Consider the following 22,247-nt stretch of genomic DNA (forward strand, 5'->3'; position numbering starts at 1 on the left):
CGCCGCGCATTGGGACATGCATCAGGAGTGGCACCTGCAGTCCGGAGAGCTGCTCAGGTTCTGCCACCGGCACCGCTCAGCAAAACGACCAGCCGATCAGCGCGTGGTGTAGTTCGGGGCTTCTACCGTCATGGTGATGTCGTGCGGGTGCGACTCCTTCAACCCGGCCGCGGTGATCCGCACCAGCTTGGCCTCCTGGAGCTCCGGGATCGTGGTGGAACCCGTGTAGCCCATGCCGGAGCGCAGACCGCCCACGAGCTGGTCGACGACCTGGGACAGCGGGCCGCGGAACGGGACCCGGCCCTCGATGCCCTCCGGGACCAGCTTGTCCTCGGAGAGCACGTCGTCCTGGAAGTAGCGGTCCTTGGAGTAGGACTTGGCCTGGCCGCGCGACTGCATCGCGCCCAGCGACCCCATGCCCCGGTAGACCTTGAACTGCTTGCCGTTGACCAGCACCAGGTCGCCGGGCGACTCGGCGGTGCCTGCGAGCAGGCTGCCCAGCATGACCGAGCTGGCACCGGCGGCGATGGCCTTGCCGATGTCACCGGAGTACTGGATGCCGCCGTCGCCGATGATCGGCACACCGGCCGGCTTGCAGGCGACGCTGGCTTCGTAGATCGCGCTGATCTGCGGGACGCCGACGCCGGCGACCACGCGGGTGGTGCAGATCGAGCCCGGCCCGACGCCGACCTTGACCGCGTCCGCGCCCGCGTCCACGAGCGCCTGCGCGCCCGCGCGGGAGGCCACGTTGCCGCCGATGACGTCGACGGAGTTGCCCAGTTCCTTCTTCAGGGTCGAGACGGTGTCGAGCACGGCGCGGGAGTGACCGTGGGCGGTGTCCACGATCAGCACGTCCACACCAGCGTCGACCAGGGCCATCGCGCGCTCGTGCGAGTCCGCGCCGACGCCGACGGCGGCGCCGCACAGCAGCCGGCCGTCGGGGTCCTTGGTGGCGCTCGGGTACTGCTCGGTCTTGACGAAGTCCTTGACGGTGATCAGGCCGCGCAGCTTGCCCGCGCCGTCGACGATCGGCAGCTTCTCGATCTTGTTGCGGCGGAGCAGGCCGAGCGCCGCGTCGGCGGTGACGCCGACCTGCGCGGTGATCAGCGGCGCGGTGGTCATGACCTCGCGCACCTTGCGCGTGTAGTCGACCTCGAAGCGCATGTCGCGGTTGGTGATGATGCCGACCAGCGTGCCATCGGGGTCGGTCACCGGGACACCGGAGATCCGGAACCGGGCGCACAGCGCGTCGACCTCGGCGAGGGTGTCCTCGGGCGAACAGGTCACCGGGTCGGTCACCATGCCCGCCTCGGAGCGCTTGACGACCTCGACCTGCGACGCCTGCTCCTCGACGGAGAGGTTGCGCTGCAGGATGCCGACGCCGCCCTGGCGGGCCATCGCGATCGCCATCCGGGCCTCGGTCACGGTGTCCATCGCGGCGGACAGCAGCGGGACGCGGAGGCGGACGTTGCGGGAGAGCTGGGTCGAGGTGTCCACCGCGCTCGGGATGACGTCCGACTCGTCGGGCAGCAGGAGCACGTCATCGAAGGTCAGACCCAGCGTCGCGAACTTCGAGGGGAGGCCGGGTGCGGAGAGTTCGCTGGTCATGGCGAGGGATGTGCCTTCCTTCACGATATGGCCCACAAACCTTCAAGGTGCGGCTTGCTGGGATTACCACGGCGATCGCGTCCTGCGCATCAGCTGTGCTGAGTAGCAACGCGGTGTCCGGATAGAGGATTCCCCAGATGATAGAGACCACAGGTCAGGGCGCGGTTGCCCCGTCCCGGCAGGGGTGCGCCAGACCACGGACAGTGGTCGCAGGCGTGTGAAACCCGCCCCGAGAGCCCCGCGCAGGCGATGCGCCCGGTACCGTGCGGGCCGTGCCGCACGATCCGATGCCACCAGACCCGTTCGCGGGTGACCCGGAAGATCCGAGCATGGCACTCGGTGATCACGACGCCGAGGACGGCCCGCCGCTCGGCGACGAGGAGCGCGCCGAGCTGCTCGCCGACCTGACCGACCTCGCCGTCTACCAGGCACTCCTGGAGCCCAGGGGCGTTCGGGGCATCGTGGTCGACTGCGCGGACTGCGGAGAGTGCCACTACCACGACTGGGAGCTGCTGCGTTCCAGCCTTTCCCAGCTCCTGCACGACGGCCGCATGCGCGCCCACGAACCGGCCTTCGACCCGGACCCGGGCCAGTACGTCACCTGGGAGTACTGCAGAGGCTACGCAGACGGAATGACCGAAAGCGAAAGCGCACTCTAAGGGCGCTCTCCTACGCGGTTCACGTCAGGCAAGCGCCGGAGGCGCTTTCTCAGTACCCCACCTGAGCAACTTGCACCGCCGCGGGTTCTCAGACGTCGTCTGGCGAGGACAGCCGTAGCGCCGCGTATCCGTTCATACTCAAGTCTCGGATCCCGCAGCCAGACGGCGTCTGAGGTTCCGCTACCCGCACCGCCACGCAGAAGAATGCGCAAGAAGAAAGGACTCCTCTTTCACAAGAGGAGTCCTTCCCTGATCAAGGCGTTGAGGTCTGCGGTTGGTTGGGCCAGAACCATCCGCCGGACGAGCTCTCCGAGCTGCTGGTCTCGCTCGGCGACGTGGTCGGCGAGGTGGGGCCGGTGGTGCTCGACGGCGGGGTGGTGCTGCCGGTGGGCGGCACGCCCGGGGGCGGCGGCAACGGCTGGGACGGGGACGGCTGACTGGTCGGCGGCAGCGTCGTCGTCGGCGTCGAGGACTGCGAGGAACCGCTGCCACCGTGATCGATGCGCATGGTCAGCGACTCGTGCGCGGCCCTGAGCTCGGACAACCCGTTCTCGGCGTCGACCTTGGCCATGTGCTCCTTGGCCGAGCGCAGCGCTTCCTCGGCGGCGATCCGGTTGCCCCGGTCCACCGCGCTCTCGGCCGTGTCGAGGTCCGTGCGAGCCGAGGCGGCGGCCTGAACCGCGCGCGTGTGATCGGTGTAGAGCACCTGGGCCACGCCCCACAGCATGTCGCCGGGCTGCGCATCGCGAGCGGCCACGCCGACGCCGGTGAAGGTGATCATCAGAACCGCTGCCGCAGTGGCCACCGGGACGAGGTGCCTGCGGCGCAGGAAACTGCGCGGCCGGCCGGCCTCGGCGATCGCCGCGACGGCGGTGTCGGTGTCCACCAGGTCACCGATCGGTGCCGAGTCGACGTCCTGACGCCACGCCACCAGCAGCTGTTCGAGGCTGGGGCCGCCGTCGGCCGTCACGGGCACGTCGGGGTTGGTTCCGCCCAGCGCGTCGAGGAGGGCGTCGTCCTCCTGCAGCGCGGCCAGGTCGATCGGTTCGTCGCTGAAGTCGTCGAGGTCGGTGAGCTCCTCACCCGCGTCACCGCGCGGGCGGAAGGTCAGCACCTCGGCGCCGGCCTCTTCGCGGGAGGTCTCGGACTCATCAGAGCCGGAGTCCCGGTGGTTGTCGCTCAGTTCCGTTCCCTCGCCTGCGGATCCCTCAGCAGGAGCTACGTCCCGCTCGTCTGCATGGGTCGAACGGTCCTGCTCCAGGGCGGATTCCTCGACGGGTTCGCCTCCCAGCTCCCCATCGGGCCCTTTCCGCTCAGCCATTCAGACCACCTCCTCCGCGGACAGCGTCTTCCGCAACCGGGCCAGTGCGCGATGTTGTGCTACGCGCACAGCGCCCGGTGTCGAGCCGACCGCTTCGGCGGTTTCCTCCGCCGACAGCCCGACTACCACCCGGAGCAACAGGATTTCCCGCTGCTTGGCCGGAAGGATTTGGAGCAACTGCGCCATCCTGCCCGAGAGCTCACCCTGCATCGCCCGCTGCTCTGGACCGGCCTCGGACTCCGGGGTGTCCGGCATGTCCGCGACCGGTTCTGAACGGTTGCGAGCTGACGCACGGTGCGCATCAGCCACCTTGTGCGCGGCGATGCCGTACACGAACGCCAAGAACGGACGACCCTGGTCCTTGTAAGTGGGCAGCGCGGTGAGCACCGCCAAGCACACTTCCTGGGCGACGTCGTCCGCTGACGCGAACGACCTCTCGTTTCGTCCGACCCTGGCGCGGCAGTACCGCACCACCAAAGGACGGATTTCGGCCAGCAAGCGCTCAATCGACTGACGATCGCCGTCGACGGCGGCGCTTACAAGAGCGTCCAGCCCGTCCCCCACATTGGTCATCGCAGACAGCAGCCCTGGTGTTACGCGTTCAAGCGATTCGGATTTGCCCGGCGTGTTTCGCGTGCACCGCACGCCGCGCCGTGGTCACCGTACCGGGCAGGAGGCGTTCGCAGAACAGGGACCGGGGGTCGGGGGCCGTCGTCGTCACCCATCCACATCTACCAGAAGCCGTGGCCGGCGGTGTTTGTCCAGGCCACCGACATCGTCGTGGTGCGTGGGACAGCGGTCGGAGACGATCTTCACATCGTCTCGGCGTAGGTGCGCGGCGGCGGCGACGGCCGAGTGGAGAAGGTTCTCGCCGCCGGCACCTGAAAACCGGGCCGACCGGAGGCGGCTATGGCTCACATCACGAAATCCCCTGCGTCGCTGTGAAACACGGCGGGGGCGAGCGCGATGCGAGCCACAGCCACTCCCGAAGCGTCAGCTCACCGGAAGGCACTCTCGTCGGGCGGTCACCGGCGTCCCCCAACTCCGTGCCGGTGCCACCTGGTCACCAGCTCAGGCGACCAGACCGCGGCGGAACCCGTGCGCCACCGCTTGAGCGCGGTCGCGGACGCCGAGCTTGCGGAACAGCCGGCGCGCGTGGGTCTTGACGGTGTCTTCGGAGAGGTAGAGCTCGCGGCCGATCTGGCCGTTGCTCTTGCCCTGGCTCATGCCGCGCAGCACCTGGAGCTCGCGCTCCGTGAGCTGCACGCCGGGGTCGGACGGTTGCCGCGGTGCGGGCACCGAGGTGCTTGCCAGCGTGTGGGCCAGCGCCGCGACGAGTTCGGGCCGGGACGCGTCCCAGCGGAGGTAACCGCGGGCACCACCGGCGATGGCCGCGGCGATGCTCGCCGCGTCGTCGGGGGCGCCGAAGACGATCACGTTGGCTTGGGGATGCGCGGAGACGAGCCGGCGCGTGGCCTCGACGCCGTTGGGCACGGCGCGCTGGGTTCCCACCAGCACGACGTCCACGGCCTGCCGCGAGAAACGGGCCAAGAGCTCGTCGCCATGTGCGACGCAATCGATCCGGCTCACTCCGGGGACAGCTGACATCACACGAGTGAGCCCTTCCCGGACGCTACGTCGGTCATCGCAGATCAAGACCGTCGTCACGGGAACTCCTTCCTGCAGGCGAGTGACGTTCCACATCCCCTATCGGACGCATGGGGCGAAACCTTGACACGATCCGGTGCTTATTCCCTCCAGAATTCGAGCCGCGGACACTCATGAGGGATATTCACCAAAACGGAGCAGGCCCCGATCGTTACCCCCTGAGAGGACTCGACCCCGCGCCATACCTGCGGTGTTCACCCGATCGCTGAGAAGGTGACGATCACTTCGCCCGTCCGAACGAACATCGAGATCGACCTCGCAAATGGTTCTGTGATTTGGGTCACATCGTACTCAAATCAGCCCAGGACGGTAGCGGACACCCGGGACACGGCCGTCTCGAGCGACCCGAGCAGCTCCACGTGACCGGGCAGCGCCTCGGCCGACCAGCCCGCCCCGGCGACGAACGCGCGGGCCCGCTGCCGGGTGATCGGGATGTCGTCGAGGACGCGCGGAGCCGCGTAGTACGGCTGGTCCGCCCACAGCACCACCGCGGCCGGCGCGGAGCGCTTCACAGCGGCGGCCAGGCCCTCGCGCGGCAGGGCGGCGCCGAACAGCCGGTGCCCGATCCGGTTCGCCGCCAGCGCCGCGGCCAGCGCCACCAGTTCGAGCTCCTGGTTCTCGCCGGGGACCGGCGCGAGCACCACCGGGCGCGGGTTCTCCGGCTTCGGGGCCTGCGCGATGACCGAGCGCAGCGCGGTCGACGCGCAGTCGTTGAGCAGCTGCAGCACTTCCACACCGGTTCCGGAGCGCTGCCTGCGCTCGCTGACCGCGCGAAGCACCGGCTGCAACATCTCCTGCCAGGTCCGGACCACGCCGTCGCCGTCCATGGACTCGATCAGCAGCTGCTGCACCGACCACGAGTCCAGCGCCAGCGCGGCACGGCCCAGTCCGCGGGTTCGCGGCCCGGCACCGGAGAGCTTGAGGCCCCGGCCGCCGGTGTTGGTCCCGGCCAGGGCGAGTTCGTCATCGGCGCCGTCGAGCACGCCGGACAGCAGCAGCGGGCCTTCCTCGACCTCGGCCCGCTCCGGCGAGGAGCCGTCCGAGCGGCGCTGCGGAGGCGGTGCCGCGACCGTGCGGGCGTAGCGGGCGGCCTCCATCGGCGAAGCGCCGCGCAGCAGCGCGCGCTGCATCTGCTCCAGGCGAGCGATGTCGTCCGGCCCGTAGCGGCGGTGCCTGCCGCTGGTGTGATCGCTGGGACCCAAGCCGTACCGGCGGTCCCAGGTGCGCAGCGTGGCGGGCGCGACGCCCAGCCTGCGTGCGACCGCGGCGACGCTGAGCCTCGGTTCGTCGTCCAGACCGACCCCCTCCGGCTCCTGCGCTGACGTCTCCGACGCGTCCGCTCGATCACCAGCCGGTGAATCGCCGAGCGGGTCGGGGGCGTGCACCCCCGCAATTGGTTCAGGCCGCGTCGTCACCCGGCACATATTCCGGTTCTCGCCCGCCGAGAGCAAGCCGGTCGGACTTCGATCACCCCATTTCCAAGGATCACACCAACGATGAACAGCTTTTGGCGCGAAAGGGGTTGAACAAGCTTTGACACGGTTCTACGGTCGGATCATGCGAGGCTGCGGCGGTCCCGTCGTAGCGAGGGAGGGGATCCACCGGTGGGAGGTGGTTGTCGCAATGGCAGACACTCGACGTCTTCCAGGACCGAACGCCGATATCTGGGATTGGCAGATACGGGGCTCGTGCAGGGGGATGGACAGCGCGTACTTCTTTCATCCGGACGGAGAGCGAGGCCCGGCACGAGCGAGGCGTGAGGCGAAGGCGAAGGAGGTGTGCCAGCACTGCCCTGTGCTAGCCCAATGCCGCACTCATGCGTTGGCGGTCCAGGAGCCGTACGGCATCTGGGGAGGACTGTCCGAGTCGGAACGAGAAGTGATCATCAAGGCGCGCAAGCGCCACCAGCTGGCGGTAGCGGCCGGCTGACCCCAGGCCCGTGACCGGCGGTGGGGGAAGCTCCGCAGGTCAGGTGGGCCGGGAACGAATGGCACGAGGGGCGTCATTCGCTCCCGGCGAAGACGAAAGAGATCGGGGCGGTACCCAGGCATGGGTACCGCCCCGATCTTCATGTCAAGGGGGCGACGCGGTCGCTCCCTCTCGCCGCAGCTGAGCGACCCGCACCGCCGCGCGGGGCGAGTCGCTCAGATCAGCGCTGGTCAGTGGCCGTGGCCGTGGCCGTGACCCGCGGCTTCCTCGGTCTCCTCCGGCTTGTCCACGACGGCGCTCTCGGTGGTGAGCACCATGCGGGCGATGGAGGCCGCGTTGGCGACCGCGGAGCGGGTCACCTTCAGCGGGTCGACGATGCCGGCCTGCACCAGGTCGCCGTACTCGTCGGTGGCGGCGTTGTAGCCGGAGCCCCAGTCGAGGTCGCGGACCTTGGACACCACGACGGCGCCCTCCTGCCCGGCGTTGGCGGCGATCCAGAACAGCGGAGCCTCCAGCGCGCGGCGGACCAGCTGCACACCGGTCGCCTCGTCACCGGTCAGGCCGAGGTTGCCCTCCAGCGACTTGGCGGCGTGGATCAGCGCGGACCCACCACCGGGCACGCTGCCCTCCTCCGCGGCGGCCTTGGAGGCCGCGACGGCGTCCTCGATCCGAGACTTGCGCTCCTTGAGCTCGGTCTCGGTGGCCGCACCGACCTTGATCACCGCGACGCCGCCGGCCAGCTTGGCCAGCCGCTCCTGCAGCTTCTCGCGGTCCCAGTCGGAGTCGGTCGCCTCGATCTCCTTGCGGAGCTGAGCGGCGCGCTCGGAGACGTCCGCGGCGGAACCGCGACCGTCGACCAGGGTGGTCTCGTCCTTGGTGACGGTGACGCGGCGAGCCGCGCCCAGCACCTCGGGACCGACCTCGGAGAGCTTCAGACCCAGCTCGGGGGCGATGACCTGAGCACCGGTGACGATGGCCAGGTCGTCCATGAACGCCTTGCGGCGGTCGCCGAAGAACGGCGCCTTGACCGCGACGACCTTGAGGGTCTTGCGCACGGCGTTGACGGCCAGGGTCGACAGCGCCTCGCCCTCGACGTCCTCGGCCACGATCAGCAGCGGCTTGCCGTCCTGCACGACCTTCTCCAGCAGCGGCAGCAGCTCCTGGATGTTGGAGATCTTCTCCCGGTGCAGCAGGATCTGCGCGTCCTCCAGGACGGCTTCCTGGCGCTCGGCGTCGGTGACGAAGTGCGGCGAGACGAAGCCCTTGTCGAACTGCACGCCCTCGGTGAGGTCCAGCTCGGTGGCCAGCGTCGAGGACTCCTCGATGCTGATGACGCCGTCCTCGCCGACCTTCTCCATGGCCTCGCCGATCAGGTCGCCGATGGCCTCGTCGCGCGAGGACACGGTGGCGATCTGGGCGATGTTGTCACGGCCCTTGACCGGGGTGGCCTTGGCCTTCAGCGCCTCGACCACGGCCTCGGCGGCCAGGGTGACGCCCTTGTTCAGCGACGCCGGGTTCGCGCCCGCGGCCAGGTTGCGCAGGCCCTCGCGGACCAGCGACTGGGCCAGCACGGTCGCGGTGGTGGTTCCGTCACCGGCGACGTCGTTGGTCTTGGTCGCGACGTTCTTGGCGAGCTGGGCGCCGAGGTTCTCGAACGGGTCCTCGAGCTCGATCTCGCGAGCGATGGTGACGCCGTCGTTGGTGATCTGCGGTCCGCCGAACTGCTTGTCCAGCACGACGTGCCGGCCTCGCGGCCCGAGCGTGACCTTCACCGCGTCGGCGAGCTGGTTGACGCCGCTTTCCAGCGCACGGCGCGCCTGCTCGTCGAAGGTGATCTGCTTAGCCATTTTTGCTACAGCCCTTCAGATGAGTGCCTGATCCCGAACATGCAGCCGCCCCGGCGGTTCCCGCGGTCGGGACCGCCGGGGCGGCTGTGCCCACGCTGGGTGGGCGCACGATGATCTGGCGTCAGTTGACGACGGCCAGCACGTCGCGGGCGGAGAGGATCAGGTACTCCTCGCCGTTGTACTTGACCTCGGTGCCGCCGTACTTCGAGTAGATGACGACGTCGCCTTCATTCACATCCACGGGGATGCGGTTGCCCTTGTCGTCGATGCGACCCGGGCCGACTGCCAGGACCTTGCCCTCCTGGGGCTTTTCCTTGGCGGTGTCCGGGATCACGATGCCGGACGCAGTCGTCGTCTCGGCTTCGCTCGCCTGGACCACGATCTTGTCCTCAAGCGGCTTGATGCTCGCCACGGTGTGACCTCCACCTTCTGGGGCCTTCGAAGCGTTGGCTGGGAATGACGGCTCCGCTGCCTCCCGTCGTCGCGGGTGCCGGGACGCGTTGGCGCCGTGCTGCTAGCACTCTACCCAGGAGAGTGCCAGCACTCAACAACCACCCGCTCACCCGAACGCCGGAACGCGACTTCGCGCATTCAACGGCACCGCTCACAGCTCACGACGAGCGGGGTTCATTCAACCCGCACCGGACCCTCCGCGATCCCCGTTTCGAACCTCTTTCACCCAACGGGGCCACAGCATCACCGAAAGTGGCGGAACACGGTGTCGATCACCGCACCCCAGCCCACCTGCGAAGTCGTGACCTGTGCTGTGCGGACAGTGATCATCGCTGGTAGATCGGCATGCGGGGAATCTCACCAATGTCTCCAGGTGGTTCACACCTGCGGTGTCCGGTGGCCTAGGTTGCTCGGCATGCCAGCCCTCTCCAAGCCCGCGAACCGGCCGTGGGAGCGACGTCCCCGACCCGCTCGCCCGCCTGGTCCGTCCGGCCCCCCGACCCGATCCGGCTGGCGTCCGAAGTAAGCGACGCCGCAGGCCGATTTTCATTGCCCAATTTGCGCAGCGGTGCAGGTCGCGGAACCTGAGACGCCGCCTGGCCCCGGGCGCCACTCCTGATGCACGCCAATGCACGGCGTCGCGGCGTCCTCCCCAGACGGCGTCTCAGAACCGCGGTGGTGCCGCCTGCGAGAGTTGATTCACGGCTCGCGGCTGCGCCGCTTGCAGCGCATGCGGGCTCCACTCAGACCAGACCGCACTGCTGCGGTCGCCTGATTTTGCCGACAATTCACCAAACCCTCCAGGCATGTCGGTAGTTTTCGCCTTCGCCAGGCGAGCACCGTCGAACTCCGGATGCGTCCGCAGGAAGACCTGGAGGGCTTGAGATGTGCGATTCCAACGTTCCGTTACCCGGCCGACTCACCCGGCGCGCCGTGCTGCTGGGCGGCGCCGCCGCCCTCGGCGCGACCGCGCTGGGTGGATCGGCCGTGGCCAATGCGCTGGCGATGCCCGGCGCAGGAGTGCGCAAGCTGGCCGACCCCTTCACCCTCGGCGTCGCCTCCGGCGACCCGCTGTCCGATGGCGTGGTGCTGTGGACCCGGCTCGCACCCGAACCCACCAACGACGACGGCCTGGGCGGGATGCCCGAGAAGGTCGTGCCGGTGCAGTGGGAGGTCGCCACCGACGAGAAGTTCAGCGACGTCGTGCAGTCCGGTGAGGCGCAGGCCGCGCCGGAGCTCGGGCACAGCGTCCACGTCGAGCTGGAGGGCCTCCAGCCGGGCGCGGAGTACTTCTACCGGTTCAAGGCGCAGGACGCGATCTCGCCGGTCGGCCGCACCCGGACCGCACCGGCCGCAGGATCGCTCGGCGAACTGACCATGTGCTTCGCCTCGTGCGCGCACTACGGCGAGGGCTACTTCACCGCCTACAAGCGGATGGCCGAGGACGAACCGCACCTGATCCTGCACCTCGGCGACTACCAGTACGAGTACGCCGCGTCCGACGACGACGTCCGGAAGGTCCTCGGACCTGAGACCCGCACGCTCGCCAACTACCGGCAGCGCCACGCGCAGTACAAGACCGACCCGGACCTGCAGCTCGCGCACGCCACGGCGCCGTGGGTCGTGGTCTGGGACGACCACGAGACCGAGAACAACTGGGCGGACGAGACCCCGGAGAAGCCCGACGACGGTTTCCTCGACCGCCGCGAGGCCGCGTTCCAGGCGTACTACGAGAACATGCCGCTGCGTTCGGGTTCCAAGCCCAACGGGATCGATCTCCAGCTGTACCGGCGACTTTCGTGGGGTTCGCTGGTGAACCTCCACATGCTCGACACCCGGCAGTACCGCAGCGACCAGGCCTGCGGCGACGGCGTCCAATCCGGTTGCGACGATCGCGAGGACCCGAACCGCTCGCTGACCGGTGCCGAGCAGGAGCAGTGGCTCATCGACGGGTTCAACAGCACGTCGGCCCGCTGGGACGTGCTGGGGCAGCAGGTGTTCTTCTCCAAGATCGACCTCACCGCGGGTTCCGAGGAGGGCTACAACATGGACGCCTGGGACGGCTACGTCGCCAACCGCGACCGCATCGCCGACGCCATGGCCGACAGCGCGGTCCGCAACGGGGTCGTGCTCACCGGTGACGTCCACCGGCACTGGGCGGCGGAGATCAAGCGCACCCACGACGACCCGGACTCGCCCGCGGTCGGCACCGAGCTGGTGACCACGTCGATCACCAGCGGCGGGGACGGCAGCGACGACACCAACGAGGACGTCCTGGCCGAGAACCCGCACGTGAAGTACTACGCGAACCGCCGGGGCTACGTCCGGACGAAGTTCACCGAGTCCCAGCTGACGGCCGACTACCGGACCCTGACGAAGGTGTCCGAACAGGACGCCCCGGCCAAGACCGCCAAGACCTTCACGGTCGAAGACGGCAAGCCCACCCTCAACCCCGCCTGACCCCACGCCACCCCGGACGGACCCGGATCACCCCGGTGATCAGGTCCCCGATTACCGGGGTATTCGGGTCCTCGACCGGAATACCGCCGCAATCGGGGCGGGATCACCGGGGTATTCGGGTCGGCTGCGGGTGGATGGGAGGTGGCAGACTTGGGGTGTGCGTGCCGTGTGGGTGGTTTTCGGGGTGGTCGTCGGGGGGATCGCGCTGCCCTTGGGGTGGGCTTGGGGGCGGAGCTTCGGGCGCGTTCGGCGGGTCGATGACGTGCCCGCGACGGGCGTCGCCCTGGTGCTGGGGGCCGGGGTTCGGTGGGACGGCGTGCCCAGCCGGATCTTGCAGGGGCGGTTGGACGTGGCGTTCGAGCTGTTCCGGGCGGGGAAGGTCCGGCGGATCATCGTCAGCGGATCGCCGGAGTCGCGGGGGCACAGCGAGCCGGTGGTGATGCGGCGCTACCTACGGGCGCGCGGGGTTCCGGACGAGGCCGTGGTGCTCGACGAATCCGGTGTGGACACCTACTCCTCGTGCCGGACGGCGGCCCAGGAGCACGATTCGCTGATCGTGGTGACCACCCGATTCCACCTGCGGCGCTCGATCGCGCTGGCGCGACGGAACGGGATCGACGCCCACGGCGTCGGCCACGACGCCGCCGCGGACGGGCTGCGGCGGGTCAACGCGCGCGCGACCCGTCGCGAGGTCCTCGCGACCGTCAAGGCGTTCTGGCTGCCCCGCTGACCCCTACCGCACGACGATCGTGTGCACCGGCAGCCCCGGGTTCGCCGGCATGTCCAGCGGCGACGGCTTGGCGCCGGAGTGCAGCACGTGCGCGCCCAGCGCGGCGATCATCGCGCCGTTGTCGGTGCACAGCCGGGGACGCGGTACGCGCAGCGTGATCCCGGCCGCCGCGCAGCGCTCACGCGCCAGCTCCGACAGCCGCGAATTCGCCGCCACCCCACCGGAGATCACCAGGGTGTCGATGTCGTGGTCCCGCGCCGCGCGAACCGCCTTGAGGGTGAGCACGTCGGCGACGGCCTCCTGGAACGAGGCGCACACGTCCGGGATCGGGATGTCCCGGCCCGCGCGCTGCTCGGTCTCCACCCAGCGGGCGACGGCGGTCTTCAGGCCGGAGAAGGAGAAGTCGTACTTGGCGTCGCGCGGCCCGGTGAGTCCGCGCGGGAACGCGATGGCCTTCGGGTCGCCGAGCTTGGCCTGCTTGTCGATCGGCGGACCGCCCGGGTAGGGCAGGTCGAGGATGCGGGCGACCTTGTCGTAGGCCTCGCCCGCGGCGTCGTCGATGGTCGTGCCGACCTCGGTGATCTTCTCCCCGACGCCCTCCACCAGCAGCAACTGGCTGTGCCCGCCGGAGACCAGCAGGGCCAGGCAGCGTTCCGGCAGCGGACCGTGCTCCAGGGTGTCCACGGCGACGTGCCCACCCAGGTGGTTCACGCCGAACAGCGGCACGTCGAGCGCGGTCGCGTACGCCTTGGCGGAGGCGACGCCGACCATCAGCGCCCCGGCCAGGCCGGGACCGGCCGTGACGGCGATCGCGTCCACATCGGACAGCGAGAGGCCGGATTCGCCCAGCGCGCGGCGCATCGTCGGCGCCATGGCGGCCAGGTGCGCGCGGCTGGCGATCTCCGGAACCACACCGCCGAACCGCGCGTGCTCATCCACACTGGACGCGACCGCGTCGGCCAGCAGTTCCACGCGGCCATCGGCGGAGAGCCGGACCAGACCGACTCCCGTCTCGTCGCAGGAACTCTCGATCCCCAGAACGATCCGGTCGCTCATGACGCCTCCAGTGTCACCCGGTCGGCTTTCACGAGCGCGAGGAGCAGCAGTGTCGCTCATGACGCCTCCACGGCTTCGCGTCGCATGGTGTGGGCATCGGCCCCCGAGGGCTGGTAGTACCGCGGGCGCAGGCCGACGATCTCGAAGCCGTGGTCGCGGTACATCGCGATCGCCGGCTCGTTGTCGGTGCGCACCTCCAGGAACGTCGTCGCCCGGTGCTCGTCGGCGCGCGTCAGCAGACCGCGCAGCAGGGCCTTGCCGACGCCGCGTCCCTGGTGCGCGGGGTCGACGCCGATGGTGTGCACCTCGGCCTCCGCGTGCGGCGGGCGGCCGTTGACCGCCAGGCCCGCGTAGCCGATCAGCCGTTCGCCGAGGTAGGCGCCGAGGTAGTGGTGGCCCTGGTCCAGCTCGGAGCAGAACGCCGACTGCGACCACGGGTCGTCGCCGTCGAACAGCACCTGCTCCAGCTGAGCGCAGCGGCGCACGTCGGCCCGCCGCAGCTTGAGGACCTTGACCTCGGTGACCGACTCGCTCACCGGGTGAGCACCGACTTCCGCTTCCCGGGCGCCTCGGCGTCCGGTCGCCGCAGGTACAGCGGCACCAGCGGCTCGGGGTCGGCGTCGAGCGCAGCGGCGGCCACCAGCCCGGCCGGGGTGGGGAACCGCGGTTCGACGGCGTCGAGGCCGACGGCCTCGGCCAGCTCCCCCGCCGCGACCGCGTATCCGCTGGTGGGGACGTCGGCGGGGCGCGCGACGTGCGGGCCGTCGACGCGGGTCGCGCCGTCGTAGGCGGCCCAGTAGGTCTCCTTGCGGCGCGCGTCGGTGGCGACCAGCAGCGGGCCGCTCACCTCAGCGGCGGCGGCGATGGCGTCCAGGCTGCACACCGGGTGCACCGGGACGTCGCAGGCCTGGCCGAGCGCGGCGGCGGTGGCCAGGCCGACCCGCAGGCCGGTGAAGGGCCCCGGTCCGATCCCGGCGACGATCGCGTCGACGTCGGCGAAGCCGCGACCGGCCTCCTCCACGACGTCGACCAGTTGTGGCATCAGCAGTTCGCCGTGCGCGCGCGGGTTGATCGTGACGCGCTCGGCGAGAACCCGCGGGCGGCCTTCGTCGAGGTCGACCAGCCCTGCCGTGACCGCGGGCGTCGAGGTGTCCAGCGCAATGACGAGCACAGCTAACCAGCGTACGTCAGCGCTGGTCACGGGCGTTCATCGGGTCAGCGGACACCGCTGCGACCGCACCCCGGGTGCGGGCTGGCCCCGGTTCGCACCGGGGCCAGCTCGCTTGGGGACGATCAGCGCATCGCGTGCTGCTGCTTGGCGCGGGTGACGGCCATGACGTGCTCCATCAGGGTCGTCAGCAGCTGCTTGTTGGAGTCCCGCTGCCGGGCGTCGCACAGCATGATCGGCACGTTCTCGTCGATGTCCAGCGCGCGCCGGACCTCTTCCGGATCGTAGATCTGGGTGCCGTTGAAGCAGTTCACGCCGATGATGAACGGCAGCCCGCGGCCCTCGAAGTAGTCGATCGCCGCGAAGCAGGTGTCCAGTCGCCGGGTGTCGGCCAGCACGATCGCCCCGAGCGCCCCGTTGGCCAGTTCGTTCCACATGAACCAGAAGCGCTCCTGGCCCGGGGTCCCGAACAGGTACAGGATCAGGTCGGAACTGATGGTGATGCGGCCGAAGTCGAAGGCCACCGTGGTGGTGGTCTTGCGCTCCACGCCCGTCAGGTCGTCGACCCCGGCGCTCGCCTCGGTCAGCGTCTCCTCGGTCCGCAGGGGCACGATCTCGCTGACCGACCCCACCAGGGTCGTCTTGCCGACACCGAACCCGCCCGCGATGAGGATCTTCGCGGCGACCGCGTTGAGGCTGGCTTGTTCAGAGTTTGCGGATCCCATCCAGCACCTTCTGCATCATGTCGAGGCTCGGGCCGGTCGTCGGCGACGAATCCGGTCCGAAGACCACGTAGTCCCGCTCGATCAAGTCACTGATCAGAATCTTCACCACGCCCAGCGGCAAGTCCGCTCGTGCGGCGACCTCGGCGACCGAGACCGGATAGCCGCATCCCGCCAGGACCCGCTGGTAGTTGGGCGAAAGCGCACGCGCGTTCGGCGGCAGCGGTTGGCGCGCCACGACGAGCGTGATCAGGTCGAGCTCGTAGCTCGTGGCCCGCGTACGCCCCTTGGTCAGGGCGTACGGACGCACCACCGGTCCCGCATCCTCGTCGAACCATCCTCGCCCACCTGACATGGCGCTCACACATCAAGGGGAGAACCGGCGGCACGGGGCGCGGAGCTCAGGTAGTTGCCCACCCTGGTCACCATGCGGTTCGCCTCGAAGGCGATCATGCCGAGGTCGGCGTCCGCGGCGGCGATCAGCGCGAGGCAGGCGCCCTCGCTGGCCGCGGTGACCATCAGGAAGCAGTTCGCCATCTCCACGACGGTCTGGTAGACCTCACCGCCGTCGAACTGCAGCGCCGCGCCCTTCGACAGGCTCTGGAAACCGGAGGCGACCGCCGCCAGGTGCTCCGCGTCGGCTTGGCCGAGCTGCGGCGTCTTGCCCAGCAGCAGACCGTCGGAGGACAGCAACGCGGCCTTGTCCGCACCGGCCAGCCGCTGCACGAGATCGTTGAGCAGCCAGTCAACTTCCTTGCTATAAGCCTTCAGCGTCATGCCTCGTTTCCTCCTGGCCGCGCACCGTCGTTGTTCACGTCGTTGGTGCGCGCTCGCTTGGTGCCTGTCTGGAAGGCGTTCATGCTGTTGCGGAACCTGTCGGGCGTCCGCGGCGGACCGCTGCTGGGAGCGGGCTGCTGCGGCGCGGCTTCCGGCTTCTGGTTCTGGTCGATCTGGGCGCGGAGCGGCGCCGCGAGATTGGCCTTCTGACCGCGCCGGCGCTGCGGGAGCGGCGGCTTGTCGGCCGAGCTGGAAACCGACGTGTTCACCGAAACCCCGGCCGTGGTACCGCTCTTCGGCGGACCAGAGCCGTTGGTTCCGTTCGCAACGACCTCCGTCGGGAGGATTTCACCAGACGCGTTGGGCATGTTCGACGACAGCCCCGGCATGTTCGCCGGGGTCTCCGGCGCGATCCGCCGTCCCATCGCCGGACGCTGCTGTTCGTTGACCCGGGGTTCGGGCTGGCGCGGCGGCTCCGGCTGGCGCGGCGGCGCGGCGGGGCGACGCTGCTCGGCCGGGTTCTGCTTCGGCGCACCGATTTCACCGGTGGCCGGCCCGGATCCGTTGGCACCCGGGTGGGTCCAGCGCTGCGTGGCCGACTCGTGGCCGACCGGGTTGTGCGGGGTGATCGGGCTGTCCGGCCCGATCGGGTCCGGCATGACGTCCGGGTCGAGCCGACCCTCCATCCAGCGCTTGCGCGGGATCTTCGGCCGGGTCTCGGGCTCGGCGGCCGCGATCGCGGGCTGCGAGCCGCTCTGCTCGACGCGTTCCTGACGCTCGGTCTGCGGACCGCGCTCGGCGACGATGTGGTTCGGGATCAGCGCCACGGCCCGGATCCCGCCGTAGGCGGAGTCGCGCAGGGTGACCTTGATCCCGTGCCTGCCCGCCAGCTGCGCGACCACGAACAGACCCATCCGCGCCTCTTCGGACAGCGCCATCACCGAGAAGTCGGGCGGGCTGATCAGCAGCTGGTTGAGCTCTTCGAGCTTCTCGGCCTCCAGGCCGATGCCCTGGTCCTCGATCTCGACGATGATGCCCTTGCCGACCACGTTGCCGCGGACCTCGACGTGCGATTCCGGCGGCGAGAACGAGGTCGCGTTGTCCACCAGCTCGGCGAGCAGGTGCACGAGGTCGGCGACCGCGCGGCCCTGCACCGAGATCTCCGGCAGCTGCTGGATCTCGACGCGGGCGTAGAGCTCGGTCTCGGCGACCGCGCCCTGCACGACGTCGTGCAGCAGAACCGGGTTGCGCCACTGCCGACCGGGGCGCTGACCACCGAGGATGATCAGGTTCTCAGCGTTCCGGCGGGACTGGGTGGCCAGGTGGTCGAGCTGGAACAGCAGCTCCAGCTGGTCCGGGTCCTCCAGCTTGCGCTCGGCCTTGTCGAGCACCTGCAGCTGGCGGTGGACCATGACCTGGCTGCGGTGGGCGATGTTGAGGAACACCGAGCGGACGCCCTGCCGGGTCTCGGCTTCGGCGACGGTCGCGCGGATCGCGGTGCGCTGCGCCTCGTTGAAGGCGTTGGCGACCTCACCGATCTCGTCGTCGCCGAAGCGCAGCCAGGAGACCTCGCGCTCGACGTCGACCTGCTTCCCGTTGCGCAGCCGCGCCACGACCGACGGCATCTCCCGCTCGGCCAGCGCCAACGTCTCGCTGCGCAGCTTGGTGAGCCGTCGCACCAGCAGGTTCGCCAGCCGCAGGGCGATCAGGAAGACGATCAGCACGATCAGCACGATGATCGCGCCGGTGATCGCCGAGGTCAGCAGCGTCTCGCCGGCGACGGTGCCACCGAGCACCAGCGCGTACTGGTAGTGCGAGGTCGACAGCGCGTTGAGCTCGCGCGCCAGGTCGTGCGTGGAGCTGATCCAGTCGGTGGTGCTGACCGGGACCTTGATGACCTGACCGGCCGCGGCCTGGGCACCGGCGACCTCCATGGCGTCCTGCACCGCGTCGACGCGGGTCCAGGCCGAGCCCTTCTGGAGGTCCTTGTAGGTCTTCTCCTCGACCGGCGTCATTCGCGGCGTCAGCGAGTTCAGGTTGTCGTGGAAGGCGCCGATCTGGTGCGCGTACTCGTGGTACTGCGCCGGGGTCATGCCGACCGAGGTGCGGCCCAGCGCGAGCGCGTGGCCTCGGGCCATGGCGTCGGCCGCGTCCATGAGGTCGGCGGACACCGAGCTCTCGTAGGAGACCTGGGCGTCCGGCGCGTACCGCACGTAGGTCCGCAGGCTCATGTTGTAGGCGTCGAACAGGCCGTTGTAGAACTTGTAGACCGCGTCCAGTTCGGCCGGTCCGCCGTCGACCTGCTTGCGCACCTCTTTGACGGTGTTGAGCTGCGAGCGGAACTCGTCGAAGTTGCCACGCGCGTCGCTCGGCACGGCGTCGGAGAACTCCTCGGCGACGCCGTCCATCTCGGCCAGCGAGGCGTCGAACTTCTGGCGGACCTCGTCGAGGTTGCGGCGCTCGTTGCGGTTGCTGAGGTAGACGAGGGTCAGCTGGCGCTCGTCCTGCAGGTTCGCGACGAATCGGGCCGAGGGGTCCTTGGCGTCGGCGAGTCTGCCGACGTAGTTCTGAACGCTCAGGCCGTGGAAGATCAGGTACCCGGACAAGCCCACGCCGACGAGCAGGGCCGCGACACTCGGGACGAGTGCGATGGCCAGCAGGCGCGCCTTGATCGTGCCGGAGGCGAAGGAGCTTTTCAGCGTTGACATGGACCTCGTCTCAAACCTTCTCCGTTGGTTGGCCGCAGCAAGAAGAACCCACGCCGACCTGCGTACCCCGAAACGGCCGGGCCTGCGGGTGCGCCGAAAAATTTCGGACCCACCGGCGCATCAGATGACGACGCAGCCTAGGACCGCAGTCATGCATGGTCAACGCGCTATTGGGACCTATCGACACAATTGTTATATACGCTGGTCGGGCAGTATGCGCGGGAAGATTAGCAGACGGGCTCGGCAATGCTGAATTGCATTGCGACTTATCCCATCACGCAGCGAACTGCTTCAGAACTCCAGGGGTGAGACCGCCTGTCCTGTACCGGTTCCGACTGATTGGCCACCCGGTCAGAACTGGTCCGGACTTACGCACGACTACTCCATTCAGAGTAATCAAAACTCTGCTGAAAGGGTGATTCAGACCCAACTTTACCGTCAGGTAGGCTCTCGCGACGTTGGCAGGTGAAAACCGGCCGCACCGACTTTTCAAGCACCATTTCCCCCGACCCCAGAGGAAGTCAACACAACCCCGGAAAGTCATCTTCGAATAGCTTCTGGTCACTGGAAGTGACGGCGCGGCCAAATGTCGCAATTCGATTACTCCTGGCGACCGGAAATGAATTTTCGATGACGCGGTGCACACCCCTCCGCATCGCACGGGGTTAGCGACGGACCTGAAGTCGGACAAGTCCTGCCTTGGCCTGTTTGAGTACGTCGGCACGTCTTTTCCGCTCGGTGAATGGTCCCCGGTCGGCCATTTGAGTGCTGGCGCGCGAGAGGAGTTTGGATGGTTCACCCCGCCACCGCTCACGAGGAAGCCGCTCCGGCGCCCGGCACGGGACGCCGACGCTTCCTCACCTACGTCGCGGCGGCCCCGATGCTGACCGTCGCCGGCAAGTTCGTCCTGGAAGGCGAAGCCGCCGCCGCTCCCGGCCCGGTCGCCGGTCAGCTGCCACTTCCCCCCGTCTCCGGGCTCATGGACTTCGGCGACCTCATGGAGATCGCCACCGCGCCGACCATGGCGCTGATGAAGCTGGAGTTCACCGCGGACAACAAGGTCCGCTTCGAGCTCCCGCGCCTCGAATCCGGGCAGGGCCTCAACACCGCAGTGGTGATGATGCTGGCCGAGGAGCTCGGCGCGCGCACCCAGGACGTCGTGGTCGAGCTCTCCGACGCCCGCCCCGAGCTGATGTTCAACCAGTTCACCGCGGCTTCGTCGTCGGTGCGCACGTTCTGGAAGCCGCTGCGCCAGATGGCCGCCACCGCGCGTTCCCGGCTGGTCACCGCCGCCGCCAAGAAGTGGAGCGTCTCCGCCAGCGGCCTCACGGCCCAGGGCACCGGCATCGTCGGTCCGGGCGGCCGCAAGGCCACCTTCGCCGAGCTGGCCAAGGACGCCGCCAAGGTGGTCGCCCCCTCGGTGCCGGCCACGCCGAAGAGCCCGGACGAGTTCAAGGTCCTCGGCAAGGGGCACACCCGCTCCGACGCCACCGCCCTCGTCACCGGCCAGGCCCACTTCGTCTCGGACCTGAAGATCCCGGGTTCCGTGGTGGCCGTCGTGGTCCGCCCGCCGACGCTGGACGGCGAGGTCCAGTCCTACGACGACTCCGCCATCCGCAACGCCCCCGGGTTCAAGGGCACCGCTGAGATCTCCACCGGTGTCGCGGTGTGCGCCGAGTACACCTGGCAGGCCATGGAGCTGGCCAAGAAGCTCGACGTCACCTGGAAGCAGGGCCCCATCGCCGACATGTCGTCGGCGGACATCCAGGAGAAGCTGGCCGGGATGACCGGCAGCCTCGACGACGCGATCTCCGACGGCGACGGCGACGAGATCGACGAGAGCTTCGACTTCGCCTTCGTCAGCCACGCGCCGATGGAGGTCAACTACGCGATCGCCGACGTCAAGGACGGCAGCGCCGAGATCTGGGTTCCCGCCCAGTCCCCGCAGGTCACGCAGAAGGACGTCGCCGCGGCCGTCGGCGTCCTCGACGTCAAGGTGCACGTCACCCGCGCCGGCGGTTCCTTCGGCCGGCACCTGTTCCACGACGCCGCGATCGAGGCCGCCGAGGTCTCCAAGGCCATCGGCAAGCCGGTCAAGCTGATGTGGACCCGCAACGACGACACCCGCCACGGCCGGATGCGTCCCGCCTCGCACCACCGCGTGAAGGCTTCCTTCCGCAGCGGCAAGGTGCGGTCCTGGGCGCACAAGATGGCCAGCGTCTCGACCGACTTCAACCACGGCATCGGTGACCTGATCACCTCGACCGCCGTGCAGTCCGGGATCGGCAAGCTCCCGGCCGCGCAGCTGTACTTCAACCTCACCCAGTCCGTGCCCTACGAGTTCGGCGCGACCACCATCTCGCTGAGCGACTACCCGCTGGAGGGCGTGCACACCGGCAGCTGGCGGTCGGTGCACTCGGCGACCTTCCGCACCGCGGAGGACCTGGTCGTCGACCAGATCGCGGAGAAGGCCGGTTCCGACGCGGCGAACTTCCGGCTGGAGAACGCCAAGAGCGACCGCGCCAAGGCCGTGCTGCAGAAGGTCATGAAGGACGGCAAGTGGGGCCGCTCGATGCCCCAGGGCCACGCGCAGGGCATCTCGTTGCACGAGGAGTTCAAGTCCGTGGCGGCCTGCCTGGTCGAGATCAACGCCACCGACCCGAAGAAGCCGCGGGTCACCAAGGCCGTGATCGCCGTCGACGCGGGCGTTCCGCTGAACCCGCGCGGCATCGAGGCTCAGATGATGGGCGGCCTGACCGACGCGATCTCCACGGTGCTGCAGGCGGGCATCCACATCGACAACGGTGCGGTGCGCGAGGGCAGCTTCGGGGACTTCCTGTGGGCGCGTCAGCGTCACACCCCCACCGACCTGCAGATCCACGTCATGCCGGCCACCACCGACGAGCCGGGCGGTGTGGGCGAGCTGGGCGTGCCGGTGTCCGCGGGTGCGATCGCCACCGCCTACGCCCGCGCGACCGGCACCAAGCCGCGCAGCTTCCCGGTCAACTACTGATTCCGGCCTGAAGAGATCTTCCGCTAAGGAGTCCCCGAGCGACATGCCCAAGTACGAGTTCACCGTCAACGGCAAGGACGTCGAGGTCGACGTCCCCGCGGAGATGCCCCTGCTGTGGGTGCTGCGCG

19 protein-coding genes are annotated in these 22,247 nt (G+C 69.2%); 5 read left to right on the forward strand and 14 right to left on the reverse strand.

From position 1 onward, the window contains the following. Positions 1-96 precede the first annotated feature (96 nt). A complete protein-coding gene (gene guaB, locus AB0J78_RS18335; RefSeq protein WP_363790394.1) occupies positions 97-1,608 on the reverse strand; it encodes an IMP dehydrogenase in 1,512 nt (503 codons plus the stop codon). Between the two features lie 287 nt (positions 1,609-1,895). Between guaB and AB0J78_RS18340 the strand changes: the two genes are divergently transcribed. Then, positions 1,896-2,267: a DUF5319 domain-containing protein gene (locus AB0J78_RS18340; protein ID WP_363790475.1), complete on the forward strand. Its 372-nt coding sequence runs from the start codon at positions 1,896-1,898 to the stop codon at positions 2,265-2,267. Between the two features lie 253 nt (positions 2,268-2,520). Here the strand turns inward: AB0J78_RS18340 and AB0J78_RS18345 are convergent, their stop codons facing one another. From AB0J78_RS18345 to AB0J78_RS18360, 4 genes are all read right to left on the reverse strand, one after another. After that, positions 2,521-3,588: an anti-sigma-D factor RsdA gene (locus AB0J78_RS18345; protein ID WP_363790396.1), complete on the reverse strand. Its 1,068-nt coding sequence runs from the start codon at positions 3,586-3,588 to the stop codon at positions 2,521-2,523. Next, on the reverse strand, positions 3,589-4,161 hold the full coding sequence (locus tag AB0J78_RS18350) for a sigma-70 family RNA polymerase sigma factor (RefSeq protein WP_093414059.1): 573 nt from the start codon (positions 4,159-4,161) through the stop codon (positions 3,589-3,591). A 498-nt stretch (positions 4,162-4,659) separates the two neighbouring features. Beyond that, positions 4,660-5,256: a response regulator transcription factor gene (locus AB0J78_RS18355; protein ID WP_029536209.1), complete on the reverse strand. Its 597-nt coding sequence runs from the start codon at positions 5,254-5,256 to the stop codon at positions 4,660-4,662. A 296-nt stretch (positions 5,257-5,552) separates the two neighbouring features. Next, positions 5,553-6,641: a MerR family transcriptional regulator gene (locus AB0J78_RS18360; RefSeq protein ID WP_363790399.1), complete on the reverse strand. Its 1,089-nt coding sequence runs from the start codon at positions 6,639-6,641 to the stop codon at positions 5,553-5,555. A gap of 238 nt (positions 6,642-6,879) precedes the next feature. On the opposite strand from AB0J78_RS18360, the gene AB0J78_RS18365 reads away from it, so the two are divergent. Continuing rightward, positions 6,880-7,185, forward strand: a complete 306-nt coding sequence (locus AB0J78_RS18365) for a WhiB family transcriptional regulator (protein WP_132622826.1) — start codon at positions 6,880-6,882, stop codon at positions 7,183-7,185. 230 nt (positions 7,186-7,415) lie between these two features. On the opposite strand, the gene groL is transcribed toward AB0J78_RS18365, so the two are convergent. Both groL and groES read right to left on the reverse strand, forming a co-directional pair. After that, positions 7,416-9,032, reverse strand: a complete 1,617-nt coding sequence (gene groL, locus AB0J78_RS18370; protein WP_363790401.1) for a chaperonin GroEL — start codon at positions 9,030-9,032, stop codon at positions 7,416-7,418. A gap of 121 nt (positions 9,033-9,153) precedes the next feature. Next, the gene (gene groES, locus AB0J78_RS18375; RefSeq protein ID WP_145744409.1) at positions 9,154-9,444 is read right to left on the reverse strand and encodes a co-chaperone GroES; all 291 of its coding nucleotides are present in this window, start codon (positions 9,442-9,444) and stop codon (positions 9,154-9,156) included. Positions 9,445-10,370: 926 nt separating this feature from the next. Between groES and AB0J78_RS18380 the strand changes: the two genes are divergently transcribed. Both AB0J78_RS18380 and AB0J78_RS18385 read left to right on the forward strand, forming a co-directional pair. After that, positions 10,371-11,945 carry an alkaline phosphatase D family protein gene (locus tag AB0J78_RS18380; protein WP_363790403.1) on the forward strand — a complete coding sequence of 525 codons (1,575 nt, stop codon included), beginning with the start codon at positions 10,371-10,373 and terminating at the stop codon, positions 11,943-11,945. A gap of 157 nt (positions 11,946-12,102) precedes the next feature. Next, entirely contained in the window at positions 12,103-12,675 is a 573-nt protein-coding gene (locus tag AB0J78_RS18385; protein WP_363790405.1) for a YdcF family protein, read from the forward strand. Between the two features lie 3 nt (positions 12,676-12,678). On the opposite strand, the gene tsaD is transcribed toward AB0J78_RS18385, so the two are convergent. The 7 genes from tsaD to AB0J78_RS18420 form a co-directional block, all read right to left on the reverse strand. After that, positions 12,679-13,731, reverse strand: a complete 1,053-nt coding sequence (tsaD, locus tag AB0J78_RS18390) for a tRNA (adenosine(37)-N6)-threonylcarbamoyltransferase complex transferase subunit TsaD (protein WP_363790407.1) — start codon at positions 13,729-13,731, stop codon at positions 12,679-12,681. Between the two features lie 56 nt (positions 13,732-13,787). Continuing rightward, positions 13,788-14,267, reverse strand: a complete 480-nt coding sequence (gene rimI, locus AB0J78_RS18395; RefSeq protein ID WP_363790409.1) for a ribosomal protein S18-alanine N-acetyltransferase — start codon at positions 14,265-14,267, stop codon at positions 13,788-13,790. Further along, positions 14,264-14,902, reverse strand: coding sequence for a tRNA (adenosine(37)-N6)-threonylcarbamoyltransferase complex dimerization subunit type 1 TsaB (tsaB, locus tag AB0J78_RS18400; protein ID WP_363790411.1), 639 nt, complete (start codon positions 14,900-14,902; stop codon positions 14,264-14,266). Before tsaB ends, rimI begins: the two co-directional genes overlap by 4 nt. A gap of 122 nt (positions 14,903-15,024) precedes the next feature. Continuing rightward, positions 15,025-15,624 (reverse strand): ATP/GTP-binding protein, encoded by a 600-nt coding sequence (locus AB0J78_RS18405; protein ID WP_132676949.1) that lies wholly within the window; start codon positions 15,622-15,624, stop codon positions 15,025-15,027. Next, positions 15,605-15,976 (reverse strand): DUF742 domain-containing protein, encoded by a 372-nt coding sequence (locus AB0J78_RS18410; protein ID WP_132624548.1) that lies wholly within the window; start codon positions 15,974-15,976, stop codon positions 15,605-15,607. The genes AB0J78_RS18405 and AB0J78_RS18410 overlap by 20 nt, the downstream gene beginning before the upstream one ends. 5 nt (positions 15,977-15,981) lie before the next feature. After that, positions 15,982-16,398, reverse strand: coding sequence for a roadblock/LC7 domain-containing protein (locus tag AB0J78_RS18415; RefSeq protein ID WP_132682647.1), 417 nt, complete (start codon positions 16,396-16,398; stop codon positions 15,982-15,984). Further along, positions 16,395-19,106, reverse strand: a complete 2,712-nt coding sequence (locus AB0J78_RS18420; protein ID WP_363790413.1) for a nitrate- and nitrite sensing domain-containing protein — start codon at positions 19,104-19,106, stop codon at positions 16,395-16,397. Before AB0J78_RS18420 ends, AB0J78_RS18415 begins: the two co-directional genes overlap by 4 nt. Before the next feature lie 790 nt (positions 19,107-19,896). Between AB0J78_RS18420 and AB0J78_RS18425 the strand changes: the two genes are divergently transcribed. Beyond that, the gene (locus AB0J78_RS18425; RefSeq protein WP_363790415.1) at positions 19,897-22,119 is read left to right on the forward strand and encodes a molybdopterin cofactor-binding domain-containing protein; all 2,223 of its coding nucleotides are present in this window, start codon (positions 19,897-19,899) and stop codon (positions 22,117-22,119) included. Positions 22,120-22,247: the final 128 nt, after the last annotated feature.

Origin of the sequence: Saccharopolyspora sp. NPDC049426 (genome assembly GCF_040676935.1) — a bacterium.
Lineage (GTDB): Bacteria > Actinomycetota > Actinomycetes > Mycobacteriales > Pseudonocardiaceae > Saccharopolyspora.

Bases quoted from the DNA above. Each gene is read 5' to 3' on its own strand.
- guaB (WP_363790394.1), bottom strand. From the start codon at position 1,608: ATGACCAGCGAACTCTCCGCACCCGGCCTCCCCTCGAAGTTCGCGACG.
- AB0J78_RS18340 (WP_363790475.1), top strand. From the start codon at position 1,896: ATGCCACCAGACCCGTTCGCGGGTGACCCGGAAGATCCGAGCATGGCA.
- AB0J78_RS18345 (WP_363790396.1), bottom strand. From the start codon at position 3,588: ATGGCTGAGCGGAAAGGGCCCGATGGGGAGCTGGGAGGCGAACCCGTC.
- AB0J78_RS18350 (WP_093414059.1), bottom strand. From the start codon at position 4,161: ATGACCAATGTGGGGGACGGGCTGGACGCTCTTGTAAGCGCCGCCGTC.
- AB0J78_RS18365 (WP_132622826.1), top strand. From the start codon at position 6,880: ATGGCAGACACTCGACGTCTTCCAGGACCGAACGCCGATATCTGGGAT.
- groL (WP_363790401.1), bottom strand. From the start codon at position 9,032: ATGGCTAAGCAGATCACCTTCGACGAGCAGGCGCGCCGTGCGCTGGAA.
- AB0J78_RS18380 (WP_363790403.1), top strand. From the start codon at position 10,371: ATGTGCGATTCCAACGTTCCGTTACCCGGCCGACTCACCCGGCGCGCC.
- tsaD (WP_363790407.1), bottom strand. From the start codon at position 13,731: ATGAGCGACCGGATCGTTCTGGGGATCGAGAGTTCCTGCGACGAGACG.
- AB0J78_RS18405 (WP_132676949.1), bottom strand. From the start codon at position 15,624: ATGGGATCCGCAAACTCTGAACAAGCCAGCCTCAACGCGGTCGCCGCG.
- AB0J78_RS18410 (WP_132624548.1), bottom strand. From the start codon at position 15,976: ATGTCAGGTGGGCGAGGATGGTTCGACGAGGATGCGGGACCGGTGGTG.
- AB0J78_RS18415 (WP_132682647.1), bottom strand. From the start codon at position 16,398: ATGACGCTGAAGGCTTATAGCAAGGAAGTTGACTGGCTGCTCAACGAT.
- AB0J78_RS18420 (WP_363790413.1), bottom strand. From the start codon at position 19,106: ATGTCAACGCTGAAAAGCTCCTTCGCCTCCGGCACGATCAAGGCGCGC.
- AB0J78_RS18425 (WP_363790415.1), top strand. From the start codon at position 19,897: ATGGTTCACCCCGCCACCGCTCACGAGGAAGCCGCTCCGGCGCCCGGC.